We start from the raw sequence: 15,476 nt of genomic DNA, 5'->3' as shown, positions 1-15,476 counted from the left end.
TTTTTCAGGCGGCCGCCGCCCGTCCGTCGTCGAACACCGGCGCGTCCACGGCCGGCAGCAGGACCTTGCCTCGGATCAGGTCGGAAGCGCGCTCGGCGATCATCAGGGTCGGGGCGTTGGTGTTGCCGCCGATCAGGGCCGGCATGACCGAGGCGTCGACCACCCGCAGGCCGGCGATCCCTTGCACGCGCAGCTGGTCGTCGACCACCGCCAGCGGGTCGCCCGCCGCGCCCATCCGGCAGGTCCCGACCGGGTGGTAGATGGTCTCGGCCTTGGCGCGGACCCAGGCGTCGATCTCGGCGTCGCTCCTGATCGCCGCGCCGGGCGCGTATTCGGCCTCGCGATAGGGATCGAGGGCGGCCTGGGCGGCGACGTCGCGGGCGATCTTCACGCCCTCGCGAATGGCGCGGCGGTCCTCCTCGGTCGCCAGGTAGTTGGCCAGGATGGCCGGGTCGTCGAACGGGTCGGCCGAGCGCAGGCCCACCTTGCCGCGGCTCTCCGGGCGCAGCTGGCAGACATGCAGGGTGAAGCCGTCCTTCTCGACCTGGACCTTGCCGTGGTCCTGCATGATCGCCAGCACGCCGTGGATCTGCAGGTCAGGCCGGTCGAGGTCGGGGCGCGACTTCAGGAACGCGCCGCTCTCCAGAAATTGCTGGCGGCCCAGGCCCTTGCCCAGCAGCATGTAGGACAGGCCGGCGCCCAGCTTCTTCAGCCCCTTGTTGGCCGAATAGGCGGTGACCAGGTTCCTGGTCGTCCACGACAGGCAGACGTCCAGATGGTCCTGCAGGTTGGCGCCGACGCCCCTGGACTCGTGGATGACCCCGATCCCCTGGGCCTTCAGCTCGTCCGGATCGCCGATCCCCGACAGCTGGAGGATGTGCGGCGACTGCACGGCGCCGGCGCTGAGCAGCACCTCGGCGTCGGCGTGGACGACGAGGCGGTCCGGGCTGGTCCCGACGACGTACTCGACGCCGATCGCCCTGCCGTTCTCGACCAGGATCCGGGTGGTCCGCGCCTCGGTGACGCAGGTCAGGTTCGGCCGCGCCAGGGCGCCGGTCAGGTAGGCCGCCGCCGCGCTGCAGCGCTTGCCGTCGCGGATCGTCAGGTCGTAGGGCCCGAAGCCCTCTTGCCGATAGCCGTTGAAGTCCTGGGTCACGGCATGCCCGGCCTGGCGTCCGGCCTCGACCAGGGCTGCGTAGAACGGGCTCTTGGATTCGCCGCGCGACACGGACAGCGGTCCGGAGCCCCCGTGATAGGCGTCGCCGCCGCCATGGTGGCTTTCCGAGCGCTTGAAGTAGGGCAGGACCTCGGCATAGGACCAGCCCGCCAGCCCCATCTGCCGCCACTGGTCGTAGTCGCGCGCGTGGCCGCGGATATAGATCATGCCGTTGATCGCCGAGCTGCCGCCCAGGCCCTTGCCGCGCGGCCACCACAGCTTGCGGTCGTTCAGGTGCGGTTCGGCCTCGGTCCAGAACCCCCAGTTCTGCTCGCCCTTGGCCTTGATCAGCTCGCCCACCCCGGCCGGCATCCGCACCAGGATCGAGCTGTTCTTGCCCCCGGCCTCCAGCAGGAGGACCTTGACGGCCGGATCCTCGGTCAGCCGCGCGGCCAGGACGCAACCGGCCGAACCGGCGCCGATGATGACATAGTCGTAGCGCGCGCTAGCCATGGCCCGACGTCGCCTCCCTGGAATGTTATCGTTGTTAAGGCAGAGAGTGGCCTGGCTTGCGGCGAGCGGCAAGAGGGGCGGCGCGTGTGCTGGCGCAGGTTGGGATTGGCTCCGATTGAAGTCCGCGTTGTCGGCGTTGCAAGTCAGCGCGCCATAGTCCGGTTGACCGAAGGCGCCGCTCAAAGATCATTGGCCAGTAGCGCGTTTGCTCCAAAATTATGGACCGGCCGAGATCCAACCATCCAAAACTTCACGTATCCGCAGGCATTTTTGGCCGAAAAATTTCAGCGCGGCGGTCGACTATCGGTCCATAGCTCCACCGACGGACCGCACATGACCATCCTATCGTTTGACAACCGAAGTGGTTGGATCTGGCTGGACGGCCAGTTCGTCGCCTGGCGCGAGGCGAAGGTGCACGTATTGACCCATGGCCTTCACTACGCCTCGTCGGTGTTCGAGGGCGAGCGGATGTATGGCGGCGAGATCTTCAAGCTGACCGAGCATACCGAGCGCCTGTTCAAATCGGCTGAAATCCTCGATTTCCAGATCCCCTACACGGTGGAGCAGATCGACGAGGCGTGCAAGCAGACCGCCGCCAAGAACGGCCTGGCCGACTGCTATGTCCGGCCGATCGCCTGGCGCGGCAGCGAGATGATCGGCGTCTCGGCCCAGCAGACCAGGATCCACGTGGCCATCGCCGTGTGGGAATGGCCCAGCTATTTCGACCCGGCGACCAAGGCCAAGGGCATCCGCCTGACCTGGGCCAGGTATGACCGCCCGGCCCCGAACACCATCCCTACCGCCGCCAAGGCCGCCGGCCTCTACATGATCTGCACCATCTCCAAGCACGCCGCCGAGAAGGACGGCTACGCCGATGCGATGATGGTCGACTATCGCGGCTATATCGCCGAGGCGACCGGGGCCAACGTGTTCTTCGTCAAGGACGGCGTGCTGCACACCCCGACCCCGGACTGCATCCTGAACGGCATCACCCGCCAGACGGTGATCCAGATCGCCAAGGAACGCGGGATCCAGGTGGTTGAGCGCCATATCGAAAAGCGCGAACTGGCCGACTTCACCGAGTGCTTCATCGTCGGCACCGCCGCGGAGGTCACCCCGGTCTCGGAGATCGGCGAGTTCAGGTTCACGCCGGCCGACTTGTCGCTGTCGCTGATGGACGACTATGCCCGGCTGGTGCGACGCGAGCTGGTGGCGGCCTGACGAAGTTAGAGGGTGGTCCTGCCCGGCAACAGCGACCTGAAACTCGGCTTGCGACGCTCGATGATCTTCTTGAGCGCGAAGCTCGACTGGATGTGCGCGACGCCGGCGATGGGCGTCAGCGTGTCGGTCAGCAGCGCCTGGTATTCTTCCAGGTCGCGCACGACCACCCGCAGAAGGTAGTCCGCCCCGCCCGTCATCATGAAGCAGCTGACGATCTGCGGGATCTTGACGATCTCGGCCTCGAAGGCCGTCAGTGCGTCCTTCGCCTGCCGATCAAGCGTAACCGAAACGAAAATGCTGATCGCGCCAAGGAAGCGCGCCTCGTCGAGCTCGGCGCCATAGCCGGTGATATAGCCGTCCTGTTCCAGGCGACGCACTCGGCGCAGGGTCGGTGTCAGGGATAGCCCGACAGCCTCCGAAAGATCGCGCCAACTCATCCGGCCCTCGTCGCCGAGCGCCGCCAGAATACGCAGATCAATGCGGTCCAGATCCTTGATGACAGTATTCATGCGGCCCGACCTCAGCGAGCGGCTTCAGGGCCGCCGAGTGATCCTTGGCGCATTTGACCGCCCGATCGCCGAATTTGTGGGGCAAACGGCCTAACAATATAGGCTCGAGTCCGTAAAATTGGCAAAAATCCACGACGTTTGACGCTATTGTCGATTCAGTGATCACTTGTAAGAGGGCGAGATTAGATATCTCGAATCCCTCAATTTGCGCGTGCAAGAAGAATATATTTTCTCTGCAATTGCATATTACTTCAACGCATTATTGGTGAGATGGCCAAAAATGATGCTTTTACATTCGATCTAAGAATGAACATCGTTATGTATTCCTGCAACGTCTTCTATCGAGGCTGATGGTCCCCGTGTCACAATTTGGGGGATGATCATGGTCACGGATGAGAATGCGCGGACGAACTGGGCGCGGCCGCTGAAGGCGATGCTACTAGCAGGCGTGGCGGGCATGGCCGCCACGGGCGCGGCGGCGCAAACGACAAGCGCCGGGGCGGGAGCCGAAGGCGACACGGCGATGGAGGAGATCGTGGTGACGGCGCTCAAGCGTTCCACCAGCCTGCAAACCACGCCCGCGGCGATTTCGGCGGTCACCGGCCAGACCCTCGCCCGCATGGGCGTGACCGACTCCCAGGACCTGTCCAAGATCGCACCCGGTCTGATCATTCGTGAAAATCCGCTCGGCGGCGCCCGGGTGACCATCCGCAACATACGCGCAGCCGGTGAACCGACCGTCGGGGTCTATTACGACGAGACGCCCATCATCGGCAGCTCGGGCGTGACCAACGATTCCGGCTCGAGCACGCCGGACATTCGCCTTTTCGACGTCGACCGGGTGGAGGTCCTGCGCGGCCCCCAAGGCACGCTCTACGGCGCCGGGTCGATGGCGGGGACGGTCCGCATCCTCTTCCAACAGCCCAAGAACAACCTCTACGAGGGGCAGATCACCGCACAGGCTGCCGACACCGCCCACGGAGGCCATGGCGGAGAGGTCCAGGGCATGGTCAACCTGCCGCTGATCGAGAACCGCCTGGCCGCCCGCGTCGTGGCCTTCTATCGCGACCGCGACGGCTACATCGATGACTCGACGCTGCACCTGAAGAACGTCAACGACCAGTCCTCGAAGGGCGGACGTCTGATGCTGCGGTTCACGCCTTCGGAACGGCTGACGCTCGGCGCCATGGCCGTGGTCCAGACCACGCGCGCCTCGATCAACAACTGGTCGCTGTCGGCGGGGCCGTTCGACGCCAACTACGCGACGTTGCAGCCCTATGACGACGACCTTCACCTCTACAGCCTGTCGGCCAAATGGGATCTCGACTTCGCGACGGTCAGCGCCAACGCGTCCTATTCGCGCCGGGAGATGGCCTACAACTACGACTTCTCGACCTACTTCACCTACGTCGCCGGCCGTCTGGCCAGCGGTTCGGCCGGGCAGCAGCTGGCGTTGTCCCAGGCCCCGTCGACGGCCTATTCGCCCCAAGTCACCGACACCTACACTCAGGAAGTGCGGATCTCCTCCCGCGAAGGCGGCCCCCTGCAATGGACCGCGGGCGTCTATAATTCCCGGCGCGAGGGCGACATCGACAGCTATGTGGTCGCCGCCGACAAGGCGACGGGGCGGATGATGACGCCCTTGACCGAGGCCGCAACGACGGCCGGCGGCGTCACCCGTCCGGCCAACGTCTATTATCACCGCTCGGTCGATGACGTGCTCAAGCAAACAGCCGTCTTCGGCGAGGGAACCTTGAGCCTCGGCTCCAAGGTCGACCTGACGGTGGGCGCGCGCTATTTCGACTACAAAAAGTCCGTCGTCGGCGCGGTCCTGGTCGGCAATACGCTGATCGGCTCCGCGGCCTCGGCCCCCGCGCTTTACAAGACCCAGGAAGACGGCTGGGTCTCCAAGCTCAATCTCAGCTACAAGGCCACGCACGACATCCTGGTCTATGGCGAGGCGTCCCAGGGCTACCGGCCTGGCGGCGTCAATCAGGTCATCGGGTTGCCGGCTTCGCTGGCGCCCTACCAGTCCGATAGCCTGTGGAACTACGAGTTGGGAACCAAGACCGCCTGGTTCGGGCGCCGCCTGACCCTCAATGTCGACCTTTTCCGGATCGACTGGAAGAACATGCAGGTGACCGGCACGACGGGCACACAGTCGAACGGCAGCACCTTCTCGTTCATCTCCAATGCGGGCGACGCGCGCTCGCAGGGCGTCGAGTTCGACGCCAACTACCAGCCGATGGCGGGGCTTCAACTGCAATTGTCCGGCTCCTACATCGACGCCAAGCTGATGTCGAACCAGACGAGCAGCGTGCTGAACGCCCCGGGCCTCAAGGGCGACAAGATCCCTTATGTGCCCGAAGCGACCTTGCAGGGCTCGATCCAGTACGGATGGGCGCTCAGCGACGACCTGCAGGCCAGCGTCCGCACCGACGTCACCTATAACTCGACGTCCTGGACGCAGTTTCGGCGCACCAACGCGACCCTCCAGAAGCTTCCCGGCTTCGCGACGGTCGGCGCCCGAGCCGGTCTCGAGAGCCGCGGCGGCGGCTGGAGCGCGTCGGTGTTCGTGTCCAACCTGTTCGACGAGCTTGGTCTGGTCGAGAAGGGTAACAGCGTCATCTACGGCAGCGCCACGGCGGTTCGCGCCGTCAGCGTCACCCCGCGGACGATCGGCTTCGATCTGAGCAAGCGCTTCTAGGCGGACAAGGCGCGGCGCGGTTCAGCCGCGCCGCCGGGCATGCGAATCCAAGGACGAAATCCATGAGAACGACATTCAAGCTTCTGCGCCTTGGCGCCCTCGCCGCGGCCCTCGTCTTGCCGCTGGCCGGACCGGCCCTGGCGCTCGACAAGGTCATCCACGCCGGAAAACTGTTCGACGGCGCCTCCGGCCGCGTCCAGTCGAACATGTCGATCCTGGTGCACGACGACCGGATCACCAAGGTGGTCGAGGGCTTCGTGACCCCCGCGGGCGCGGAGGTCGTCGACCTTTCCGGACAGACCGTGCTGCCGGGCTTCATCGACGTCCACGTGCACATCGCCGTCAGCAGCCTCGACGCCAAGCTACGCAACTCGCCCGAGGACCAGACCCTGATCGCGGCGGACAATGCCCGCAAGACGCTGATGGCCGGCTTCACGAGCGTTCGCGATTGTGGTGGCGACATCGAGGTCACCGCCGCGCTCAAGCGCGCCGTCAACAAGGGCCTGGTTCCCGGGCCCCGGCTCTGGGTTGCAGGCCAGCCCCTGGGGCCCACCGGCGGTCACGGCGACCCGTCGAACGACATCGACGCCAGCTGGGACCGACATGACGAATGGATGCTGGGCGTCGTCGACAGTCCAGAGGCCGCCGTGCACGCCGTTCGCAAGCTGCGCCAGCAGGGCGCCGATCTCATCAAGATCATGCCCAGCGGCGGCGTCGCCAGCGTCGGCGACGATCCCAATCTGCAGCTGATGACCGACGCCGAGATCAGCGCCGTCGTCCAGACGGCGCATAGCCTCGGCATGAAGGTCGCCGCCCACGCCCACGGGCGCGCGGCGATCGATGCGGCCATCCGTCTGGGCGTCGATTCGATCGAACATGGCACCTATGCCGGTCCCGAAAGCTATGCGGCCATGAAGCAGAAGGGCGTCTATCTGGTCGGCACGCTGACCGTGGCCCAGGACATCTACCGCATCGCCACGACCACCCCGGACAAGCTGCCGCCCGGCGTGGCGCAAAAGGCCATCGCCGTGACGCCGACCATGATGGGCAACGTCGGAAACGCCTACAAGGCCGGCGTCAAGCTGGCCCTGGGGACCGACACGTTCGGCCTGCGCCCGCACGGGCAAAACGGCGCGGAGTTCGAATACCTCGTCAAGGCGGGCGTCTCGCCTGTCGACGCCATCCTGGCCGGCACGCGCAACGGCGCCGACCTGATCGGCTCGGGCGACATCGGCGTCATCGCGCCCGGCCGCTACGCCGACCTCGTGGCGATCACCGGCGACCCGCTCTCCGACATCAAGCTGCTGGAGAACGTACAGTTCGTGATGAAGGGCGGCGCGGTCTACAAGAGCAATGGGCGCGCCGCCGATGGCCGCCCCTAGTCCCCAGGCGTCCCGCGCGTCTTTCGCGTCGGGCAAGCACACCCTGCTGGAAGACGTGCACGCCCTGGTCCTGGCGTCGCTGTTCATCGCCGTCGGCATCGCGTTCCTCAAGGCCGCGGGCCTTTTCACCGGCGGCTTGGCGGGCGCGGCGCTCATTCTCTCCTATGGCGTGAAGGCCCCGGTGAGCGTGATCTTCTTCGCGCTCAACGCCCCTTTCCACCTCCTGGCCTGGTGGTTCTTCGGGCGTAGCTTCGCGCTCAAGACGATCGTGACCAATCTGCTGCTGGTCGCCATGGGCCTGCTCATCCCGAATTGGCTGGGCCTGGCGACCATCTCGCCGCTCTTCGCGGCCCTTTTCGGCGGGGCCTTGATCGGGTTCGGCATCATGGCGCTCGCCCGCCACGGCGCCAGCGTCGGGGGCACCGGCGTGCTGGCGATCTACATGCAAGAGCGCCACGGCGTCAGCGCAGGTCTTGTCCAACTCGCTTTCGACGCGATCATCGTCGGAGCGGGGTTCTTCGTCATGCCGCCGCGCGAGGTCCTACTCTCAATTGTCAGCGCGGCCGCGCTCAGCGGCGTCCTGATGATCAACCACAAGCCAGGGCGCTATATGGCGGGTTCGGTTCGGCGAGCGTCGCCGAACCGATGAAGACAGTGGCCTGGGCGAGACCCAGGCTCTTGCGCATGGCCTGCCCCGGGCCTCGGCGGCCAGGACGACGCTGCGACGGGCGGTCCTGTGCAGGCGTTCGGGCGTGATCGCGAGGGCGAGGGCGGAGGCGGCTCCTCGGCCGAGGAGCCGCCTCCGCGCCGCCTTGGAAGAAGGGGATCAACCCAAGCCGGCGCGTTCGGAAGGCGCGGCTAGAAACTGTAGGTCAGCCGGCCGTAGTAGTAGCCGCCGTTGATCCCGAAGGCGGAGAAGCTGGGATAGAGGGCCACGGCCGGATTGCCCGCCGCGATCGAGGCGGCGACCCCGGCCGGATTGAGCTTGTCGGGATAGACGTCGAACAGGTTGTTGGCCCCCCAGGCCGCGCGCAGGCTCGGCGTGATCTTGTAGGCGAACTCCAGGTCGGTGATCAGGCTGGTCTTGATCTTGTCTCTGAAGAAGGCCCCGTTGACGTTGGAATAGCTCCAGGCCGGGCCGTAGACGGTGTTGACCAGGTTCACCGTCCATTGGCCGCTGGAATAGAGGCTGGTCAGGTTCACCTTGTACCGCGGCGAGGCGTGCTCGAGGTTGGCGATGGCGGTCTGGTCGAACAGCACCGAGCCGCCCAGGCCGGCCGGCGGCGCGGCGATGCGGGTGACCTTGGTCTGGTTGAAATTGGCGCCCAGGGTCCAGTCGATCTTGCCGTGCTCGCCCAAGTCGGTCCAGGTCGAGGCCAGGACCTCGATCCCGCGAGTGCGGGTGTCCAGGCCGTTGGTGAACAGGTTGATGCCGGTGGTCCCGACGCTGGGGTCCAGCACGTTGCCGTTGGCGGCGATGGCGTTGGTGATGGCGGGATTGACGACGGATCCGCCGATCTTGCCGTAGAGAGCGCCGCTGCCGACGATGCGGTCCTCGATCTTGATCTGGTAGGCGTCGATGGTCAGCGTCACCCGTTCGATCGGCTTGGCGACGATGCCGATGCTGAGGTTCTTCGACTTCTCCGGATCAAGCCCGTCCAGGCCCAGCAGCCGCGCGCCGGCCGAGTTGGGCGGCAGCTGCACGAAGGCGGTGGTCGGCGAGACGTTGGTGGCCGAATAGTTCAGCTCGGCCAGGGTCGGGGCGCGGAACCCCGTGCTGGCCGTGCCGCGCAGGGCGAAGGCCGGCGTGAAGTCGTAGCGGCCGGTCAGCTTGACGATGTCGGTGGAGCCGAAGTCGCTGAAGCGTTCGTGGCGCGCGGCAAGATCCAGCTGCAGGTTCTCGATCGGCGAGGCGGCGAGGTCGACATAGGCCGCCCAGCTGTCGCGCTTGTGTTTGCCCGCGTCGGTCAGGGCGAAGCCGGGGTAGGATTGCGAGCCGGATTTGTAGCGCGAGGCCGCGTCGCCCGCCCTGATCTCGTAGCTTTCGTCCCGCCGCTCCAGGCCGAAGGCGACGTTCAGCGGCGAGGCCCAGCCGACCGCGAACTCGCGGCTGACATCGAGGTTGTTGGTCCATTGGGTGGAGATGAAGTCGCCGGCATGGAACTGGGTCGGCGTCGCCCCGGTGTCGGCGAACAGCGGCAGGTTGGCCGAGTTGCGCACCCGGATCTCGTGGTCGTCCTTGCCGTAGGTGGACGAGAGGTCGAAGTTCCAGCCGCCAAACGCCTGGCCCTTGATCCCGCCGGTCAGGGCGTAGTCTTTCTCCAGGGTCTCCAGGCGAGGGCTGAAGCCGGCGGGATAGATGCTCGGCAGGCGGTTGGGCAGGCGGTAGTTCTCGTAGGCGGTGGCCTTCTTCTGGCCGAAGGTCCCGAAGCTGTAGATCTCGATATTTTCGCTCGGCTTCACGCCCGCCGAGAACGAACCGACGTTCAGCTGGACGCGGGCGTCGCCGGCGATCCGGTTCACATAAGGATAGTCCTGGATGATCGTCGGCCAGGTCGGGTTGGCGGCGACGACGGAGCTTCCGATGATCCGCGCGTCGGGCCCGCCCCGGAAGCTGAAGTCGTGGAAGCGGTTCTCGAAGGTCAGATTCACGTAGCTGTTGGCGCTGGGCGCGAAGCCGAGATTGGCCGACAGGCTGGAGGTCTCGCCGTCGCGCTCATAATAGGCGCCGCCGGTTCCGGACAGCTCGCCGCCGTGATCGTCGCTCTTGAGGATGATGTTGATCACCCCGGCGATGGCGTCGGTGCCGTACTGGGCGGCCGCGCCGTCGGTCAGCACCTCGACGCGGGAGATGCCCGCCACCGGGATGAAGTTGAGGTCGGCCGCCGCCGAGCCTTGATAGGCTCCGGCCAGCACCGCCAGGTTGGCGGTGGTGTGGCGGCGCTTACCGTTGACCAGCACCAGGGTCTGGTTGGCGCTGGTCCCGCGCAGGCGGGCCGACAGGGTCAGGTTGGCCGCGTCGCCGCCGAAGGCCTGGGCCGTGAACGAGGGCGTCAGGTTGCTCAGCGCCAGGCGCAGGTCGGACTGGCCGGTGCGGGTCAGGGCCCCGCTGTCGACCACCTGCACGGGCGCGGCGCTGTCGACGGCGCGGACGCCGGTCTGGCGGGTGCCGGTGACGATCACCGCATCGATGGTGGTGGCGTCGGCGGCGGGCGCGTCGGCCGGCGTTTCGGCGGCCTGGGCGTGGGCCGCCAGGAGCGCGGCCGAAAGGACGAGCGCCGAGGCGCCCCACAGTTGGATCTTCATGGTCTATCCCCGATGGTTCTGGTTGCTGGAGGCGCGGTCGGCCTTGGGAGCGGCCCCGCCGCGCGGCGGATCACGGCGTACGATCGGCGACGAGGTGGTCGGCGAGGGGCGGCTACCGTCGGGCCTTGGCCTCCACGGCCTTGAAGACGCGCAGGTAGTTGCCACCCCACAGTTTGCCGATGTCGGCCTCGCCGTAGCCACGGCGCATCAACTCGACCGTGACGTTGGCGGCCGGCCGTCGGCGATCGTCCGTTGCGAGCCGCGAATCCCCAGGCTGACCACCAGGCTTTCGACCTCGTTAGCGTCGACGGGCGCCGATGCGGCCGCCGGATCGGCCGCGTGGGCCCGACCGCCCACGACGACGAGGCTCGACGTCGCGACGAGCAGGTCCAGTTTGAAGTGGTCGATGAGCATAAAATCCCCCGGGGAGCAGGTGGAGGATTTGCTGTTCGTTTATCTTATGTTCAAAGCGAGATTAAGCGGCGAGAGTAATAGGTTATCTCCAAATAAAATTTCAGAATACCTAGTATTTAGCGAGCGAATGGGTGGAGATCTTCGACCCGTCGCTCCGCGACAGGGAGGGGGCGATCAGGATCACCTTGCCGATCCCGTTTGAGGCGACTTTGCCCTTCTGCAGCCGATATGCGTGGGCCGTCGCCGCCTCGGAGATGCGCGCCCGCACGTCCTCGTCGCTGATCGCGGCGTACTCACCCGAATAGTGTGACTCCACAGCTCGCAAATACTTGCCCAGCTTCGATCCTGCATCTCTGGCCGCGGTTCAACCGAAGCGGTGCAAGAAACGGCCGGCAAGATCGGCCGCGTTGATGCGGGAGGCCGAGGCGTTCTCGATCTCCTCGGCGTCGTCGCTGTCCGTCACGGTCACAAACGCCGTGACGTCCGCCAGCCGCTCGCCCAGCGCCGCCTTGGTCGCCACCAGCGCAGCGGTCATCGCTTCGATCAGATTGTCGAAATAACTGTCGAAATCCGATTTCTCCTGTTGCGCGAGCAGCGCGTTCACCCGTGAAAAGGCAGCCCTGTCCCAGCCTTCCACGACCCATTCGCCGGACGCCCAACGGTAATAGATCTCATCCTCAGGTGAATTCGGCTCATCCTCGGCTTCGGCCGCCAAATGCGCCTGGTAGCCTTCTTCAGTGTTGGCGGCCAACGCGACGTTGGCGCCGTCGTCGGACGTGAATAGAGCTAATGCATAGATATGCTCGCCCTCATGCTTGGATAAGAGATCCCTTACCGCCGCCAGAGACGCCGCTTGAAGGTCTTCGGAAATGTCTTTCCAGGTCACCAAAGACTCCTTCGAGGCCGAGGCTGCTCGCCCTTCCAGATAGGTGCGCCGCAAACGCCGCCTAGCCCAGATGCCGACCGAATTGACCGGCGAGCCTTGGCGGATTCAGGCGATCGGCCGACCGTCGCTCGACCGCCTTAGCCTCCTCGCTGTCGGAGATCGTCACGAACAGCGTAACGCCTTCGAGCGCCTGCGCCCGCTCGGCCCGCAGATGGGCGAGCGCATCGATCATCGCGTCGATGAGACGGTCGAAATAGAGGCTGAAATCCTTGTCCGAACTGGCGCTCGCCGCGGTGAGGTCGCGATTGACCTCCGCGAAGTGGTCGTCGCCAAAAACCTCGTACCGCCACTCGGCGGGAGCCCAGCGCAGATAGGCCGAGTATTCCGGGGTCATGTCCTCGATTTCGGCTTCGGAGGCGCGTTTCTCGGCATATCCCTCCTCGGTATTGGCGCAGAACCCGACGCTCATGCCATCGTCGGCCGTCTGAAGACAGATCGCGTAGAGGCGCTGGCCTTCGAGCACCGACGGCAGCGCGTCGACCGCTGCGATCGTCGCCGCGCGGAGCTTCTCTACGGTTGCGTTCCAATCCACGCGCGCTTCCTTTCGATCACGGCCTATCGCGGCGGGTTTCCAAGGTCCAAACCGACAAGGGGTGGAGCGTCAGGCCACCTGCATCAAGGTTCGGACGCCGCGATCCCGTGGGTTGAAGAAGACGTAGATCTGCGCCGTGTCGTGTGCGAGGTCCGAGGCGTCGAGCTGCCCGACAAACACCAGCGGCGCCTCGCCGTCGAGGGGCCAGGACGCCGACTGGAGCCACCTGGGCGGCTTTTTGAGATAGCGGAAGTCCTTGGCGATCTTGTCCTTCGCGAAGGCCAGCTTCTCTCGTTTGTCGCCCAAGGTCTCGAAACCCGCGATCAGCGTCTTGATGTAGGATTCCGGCAGCGAGAGCCAGGCGGGTGAAGCATCCAGAGCCAGCCCGTAGGTCTTGAGGCTGGATGTGTCGGTTTGGTGTTCGACGCCGAGCGCTGTCAGCAGCTTCGACAACGCATCCCGCAGGTTGATGTCGGTCGCCGGCTTCGAGACGTCCTCATCCATGATGTACAGGAACAGATTGCCCGGGTTGGTATAGGGCGGGATGGACGCATCCTGCTCCAGGAACGTCTGCAAGGCCTCGTCGTACAGGACCTGCGTGTAGAACTCGGAAAGGGGGACGCGCCCTTCCAGGTACTCGATGATCTTTTCCGTGGGGGTCATCTGCGATCTCATAGGTGTCGGTGGGGATCGGAATTTGGTAAAAGATCACGACATCATTCTGGATCTTCCAGGCGCCCGATGGCGCGTTGTTGCTCTAGTGATTTTTCACGACAAGAAATCATATTGCTTAGATTGGTGGAATTCATCTCAAAATATGTGTCAACATCACTATACATATCTCTTTCGTTGAGTTCATAAGCCCTGTGAGGGATATTAGAATTCTCCAAGTCGGTTAGAAGCGACAGCATATCCCTCGCGACGCTGAAATCCAGGCGACCGAATACGGGCTTATCCAGCACCGGCGCATGGCCGGTGATCGCCTTCTTTATTTCCAGAAAACTCTTTCCCGACAGGCGAGAGAGTCTCGAGATAACGCCGGGGGTAACCCGGTCATTGTCGTCGATCAACAGAACGAGCCGCGACATCGGCGCCCCTTGAAAAGCTCAGAAATGGTAACCGCGCGACGCCGAATCCGCTCCATCGGGCACCCCGTTTCAAGCGCGTCGGCGTACGACATTGTTCTCCTGGCGTCCCAGGTCTTTGGCGCACGAACTTGGCTCGGACGGAACCCAAGACGCCAAGCCTCGCGGCCAACCGGACCTGCCCCCAGAAGCGCCGTGGACCTAATCCGCGAGCAGGAAGCTCAGCACGGCGTCCTTATCGGCCTCCGGTACGGCGCCGAGGACGTCGCGGCGGATCTCGGCGCGGATCTCCTCGGGGACCTCGCTATTCTCGTCGTACAGATTAGCGCCGTGCTCCGCCACGAAGTAGCGAATCCATGTCGCCAGGAGATGGAGAAAGGCGGGGAGGTCCGCGGCGATCCGAGTGTAGGTCCACGACCCTACGCCATGGACGGAATAGCAGACCGAACCGTCCGGCCCGACCGTGATGGGGTCGGCGGCCCAATCGGCAATGACAAAGCGATCGGCGGGCCAGGCGTCGATCCGCTCGCCGCTGATCCCGTCGAAACGGTATCCGGCCTGGCGGTCGGAGAGTTCGTCGAGGCCATCGAAATAGAGATCCTCGACGATCCAGGGCATGTCGAACGTCTTCGGGTAGCCCAGTTGGGTGATCTCGGCGGCGAGGGCCGGTCCGAAGACCGTTTGGCAAAGCCGAGCCGCGTCGCCTTGGGGCTTCTCCAATACGATGGCGATACCGGTTTCGCTGGCGGCGCCGATGAGGTCGGCAAGAGCGTCGGCGTACGACATTGTTCTCCTGGCATCCTAGGTCTTCGCGCTCGGACACACTCCACGGAATTGGGAGTCGTGGCCGAGCAGCATCGATCGCGCTCAGAGCTCTTCCAGGAGCCGCTTGGCGCGCGCGAAGCCCTGGTCGGCTGATTTCGCCAGCCAGTATCGCGCCTTGACCGGGTCAGCAGGAACCCAAAGATTTCCGTCCAGATACATTTTACCAAGCTGGTACTGGCCGTGCGGATTGCCGTCCTCGGCGGGCGCGTAGAGGAAGTCGACCTGCAGGGTCTCGGTGTCGATCCGCCACTGGTCGCGCTTGTTGCTGTGCCAAAGCAGGGCGTGGCGATCATCCTGCCAGACGAGCTTGCCCGCCGCCGTGTCGATCTTGCCCAGGCCGATCCGCGAGGCGAGGAACGGCGCCCAGCGCGTCTCGCCGCCCTTGGGCGTAACGGTGAAGCCGAGCTCGAGTTGGCGGCCTGTCCGCCATTCGACGCCGACGGCGCAGGTCTTGCTGGCGTTCCATTTGGGCTTGGCCCAGACGCCGTTGAACCGATAGTCGGCGTCCACCACCTGGCGATACACCGCCTCGAGCGCATCCAGATCCCATCCGCGGTCCGCCCCCAACTCGCGCAAGGCATGGTGCTCCTCGCCCACAAAGCGCGCATGGGGAGTTAGCAGCGCGTTGACTTCCGGATGCTCGTCCAACGGATGCTCGTAGCGCAGCACGTCGATCAGGTCCTCGACCCGGCGCTCCGCGACAGGGGCGATCAGGATCACCTTGCCGATTCCGTTAGAGGCGACTTTGCCCTTCCGCAGCCGATACGCGTAGGCCGTCGCCGCCTCGGAGACGCGCACACGTGCTTCTTCGTCGCTGATCGCGGCATAATCCCCCGAATAATGTGGCTCCACAACTTGCAAATACTTGCCCATCTTCGAT

Annotated in this window: 16 protein-coding genes; 4 read left to right on the top strand and 12 right to left on the bottom strand. The window is 65.0% G+C overall.

What is annotated here, in order from left to right:
• Nucleotides 1–4: 4 nt before the first annotated feature.
• Entirely contained in the window at nucleotides 5–1,669 is a 1,665-nt protein-coding gene (locus tag J2X41_RS12650) for a choline dehydrogenase (protein WP_310082254.1), read from the bottom strand.
• 333 nt (nucleotides 1,670–2,002) lie between these two features.
• Here J2X41_RS12650 and J2X41_RS12645 point away from each other — a divergent pair, with 333 nt between their 5' ends.
• Complete coding sequence (locus tag J2X41_RS12645; protein ID WP_310082252.1) at nucleotides 2,003–2,890, top strand: branched-chain amino acid aminotransferase; 888 nt, start codon at nucleotides 2,003–2,005, stop codon at nucleotides 2,888–2,890.
• 5 nt (nucleotides 2,891–2,895) lie between these two features.
• Here the strand turns inward: J2X41_RS12645 and J2X41_RS12640 are convergent, their stop codons facing one another.
• Nucleotides 2,896–3,399 carry an Lrp/AsnC family transcriptional regulator gene (locus tag J2X41_RS12640; RefSeq protein ID WP_310082251.1) on the bottom strand — a complete coding sequence of 168 codons (504 nt, stop codon included), beginning with the start codon at nucleotides 3,397–3,399 and terminating at the stop codon, nucleotides 2,896–2,898.
• A 382-nt stretch (nucleotides 3,400–3,781) separates the two neighbouring features.
• Here J2X41_RS12640 and J2X41_RS12635 point away from each other — a divergent pair, with 382 nt between their 5' ends.
• From J2X41_RS12635 to J2X41_RS12625, 3 genes are all read left to right on the top strand, one after another.
• Nucleotides 3,782–6,106, top strand: a complete 2,325-nt coding sequence (locus tag J2X41_RS12635) for a TonB-dependent receptor (protein WP_310082250.1) — start codon at nucleotides 3,782–3,784, stop codon at nucleotides 6,104–6,106.
• Between the two features lie 62 nt (nucleotides 6,107–6,168).
• Nucleotides 6,169–7,488: an amidohydrolase family protein gene (locus J2X41_RS12630; protein ID WP_310082249.1), complete on the top strand. Its 1,320-nt coding sequence runs from the start codon at nucleotides 6,169–6,171 to the stop codon at nucleotides 7,486–7,488.
• Complete coding sequence (locus J2X41_RS12625; protein WP_310082248.1) at nucleotides 7,460–8,137, top strand: YitT family protein; 678 nt, start codon at nucleotides 7,460–7,462, stop codon at nucleotides 8,135–8,137. The genes J2X41_RS12630 and J2X41_RS12625 overlap by 29 nt, the downstream gene beginning before the upstream one ends.
• A gap of 209 nt (nucleotides 8,138–8,346) precedes the next feature.
• Here the strand turns inward: J2X41_RS12625 and J2X41_RS12620 are convergent, their stop codons facing one another.
• From J2X41_RS12620 to J2X41_RS12575, 10 genes are all read right to left on the bottom strand, one after another.
• The gene (locus J2X41_RS12620) at nucleotides 8,347–10,794 is read right to left on the bottom strand and encodes a TonB-dependent receptor domain-containing protein (protein ID WP_310082247.1); all 2,448 of its coding nucleotides are present in this window, start codon (nucleotides 10,792–10,794) and stop codon (nucleotides 8,347–8,349) included.
• A 112-nt stretch (nucleotides 10,795–10,906) separates the two neighbouring features.
• Nucleotides 10,907–11,002, bottom strand: coding sequence for a hypothetical protein (locus J2X41_RS12615; protein ID WP_310082246.1), 96 nt, complete (start codon nucleotides 11,000–11,002; stop codon nucleotides 10,907–10,909).
• A complete protein-coding gene (locus J2X41_RS12610) occupies nucleotides 11,002–11,208 on the bottom strand; it encodes a hypothetical protein (RefSeq protein WP_310082245.1) in 207 nt (68 codons plus the stop codon). The genes J2X41_RS12615 and J2X41_RS12610 overlap by 1 nt, the downstream gene beginning before the upstream one ends.
• A gap of 109 nt (nucleotides 11,209–11,317) precedes the next feature.
• The gene (locus J2X41_RS12605) at nucleotides 11,318–11,524 is read right to left on the bottom strand and encodes a hypothetical protein (RefSeq protein WP_310082244.1); all 207 of its coding nucleotides are present in this window, start codon (nucleotides 11,522–11,524) and stop codon (nucleotides 11,318–11,320) included.
• 48 nt (nucleotides 11,525–11,572) lie between these two features.
• Nucleotides 11,573–12,094, bottom strand: a complete 522-nt coding sequence (locus tag J2X41_RS12600) for a DUF4303 domain-containing protein (protein WP_310082243.1) — start codon at nucleotides 12,092–12,094, stop codon at nucleotides 11,573–11,575.
• A 61-nt stretch (nucleotides 12,095–12,155) separates the two neighbouring features.
• Nucleotides 12,156–12,686, bottom strand: coding sequence for a DUF4303 domain-containing protein (locus tag J2X41_RS12595; protein ID WP_310082242.1), 531 nt, complete (start codon nucleotides 12,684–12,686; stop codon nucleotides 12,156–12,158).
• Between the two features lie 69 nt (nucleotides 12,687–12,755).
• Nucleotides 12,756–13,349: a hypothetical protein gene (locus J2X41_RS12590; protein WP_310082241.1), complete on the bottom strand. Its 594-nt coding sequence runs from the start codon at nucleotides 13,347–13,349 to the stop codon at nucleotides 12,756–12,758.
• A 53-nt stretch (nucleotides 13,350–13,402) separates the two neighbouring features.
• Entirely contained in the window at nucleotides 13,403–13,756 is a 354-nt protein-coding gene (locus tag J2X41_RS12585) for a hypothetical protein (protein WP_310082240.1), read from the bottom strand.
• Between the two features lie 216 nt (nucleotides 13,757–13,972).
• The gene (locus J2X41_RS12580; RefSeq protein ID WP_310082239.1) at nucleotides 13,973–14,557 is read right to left on the bottom strand and encodes a hypothetical protein; all 585 of its coding nucleotides are present in this window, start codon (nucleotides 14,555–14,557) and stop codon (nucleotides 13,973–13,975) included.
• Between the two features lie 81 nt (nucleotides 14,558–14,638).
• On the bottom strand, nucleotides 14,639–15,469 hold the full coding sequence (locus tag J2X41_RS12575; RefSeq protein WP_310082238.1) for an SEL1-like repeat protein: 831 nt from the start codon (nucleotides 15,467–15,469) through the stop codon (nucleotides 14,639–14,641).
• Nucleotides 15,470–15,476: the final 7 nt, after the last annotated feature.

Origin of the sequence: Caulobacter sp. BE254 (genome assembly GCF_031457295.1) — a bacterium.
In the GTDB taxonomy this organism is placed as follows: Bacteria; Pseudomonadota; Alphaproteobacteria; order Caulobacterales; family Caulobacteraceae; genus Caulobacter.
Note: the sequence above shows the minus strand (reverse complement) of the source record. Positions and strands in the feature narration are given on the sequence as shown.

Excerpts from the sequence above, each read along its gene's own strand:
- J2X41_RS12625 (WP_310082248.1), top strand. The coding sequence starts at position 7,460 with ATGGGCGCGCCGCCGATGGCCGCCCCTAGTCCCCAGGCGTCCCGCGCG.
- J2X41_RS12650 (WP_310082254.1), bottom strand. The coding sequence starts at position 1,669 with ATGGCTAGCGCGCGCTACGACTATGTCATCATCGGCGCCGGTTCGGCC.
- J2X41_RS12575 (WP_310082238.1), bottom strand. The coding sequence starts at position 15,469 with ATGGGCAAGTATTTGCAAGTTGTGGAGCCACATTATTCGGGGGATTAT.
- J2X41_RS12620 (WP_310082247.1), bottom strand. The coding sequence starts at position 10,794 with ATGAAGATCCAACTGTGGGGCGCCTCGGCGCTCGTCCTTTCGGCCGCG.
- J2X41_RS12645 (WP_310082252.1), top strand. The coding sequence starts at position 2,003 with ATGACCATCCTATCGTTTGACAACCGAAGTGGTTGGATCTGGCTGGAC.
- J2X41_RS12635 (WP_310082250.1), top strand. The coding sequence starts at position 3,782 with ATGGTCACGGATGAGAATGCGCGGACGAACTGGGCGCGGCCGCTGAAG.
- J2X41_RS12630 (WP_310082249.1), top strand. The coding sequence starts at position 6,169 with ATGAGAACGACATTCAAGCTTCTGCGCCTTGGCGCCCTCGCCGCGGCC.
- J2X41_RS12615 (WP_310082246.1), bottom strand. The coding sequence starts at position 11,002 with ATGCGCCGTGGCTACGGCGAGGCCGACATCGGCAAACTGTGGGGTGGC.
- J2X41_RS12640 (WP_310082251.1), bottom strand. The coding sequence starts at position 3,399 with ATGAATACTGTCATCAAGGATCTGGACCGCATTGATCTGCGTATTCTG.
- J2X41_RS12590 (WP_310082241.1), bottom strand. The coding sequence starts at position 13,349 with ATGACCCCCACGGAAAAGATCATCGAGTACCTGGAAGGGCGCGTCCCC.
- J2X41_RS12580 (WP_310082239.1), bottom strand. The coding sequence starts at position 14,557 with ATGTCGTACGCCGACGCTCTTGCCGACCTCATCGGCGCCGCCAGCGAA.
- J2X41_RS12610 (WP_310082245.1), bottom strand. The coding sequence starts at position 11,208 with ATGCTCATCGACCACTTCAAACTGGACCTGCTCGTCGCGACGTCGAGC.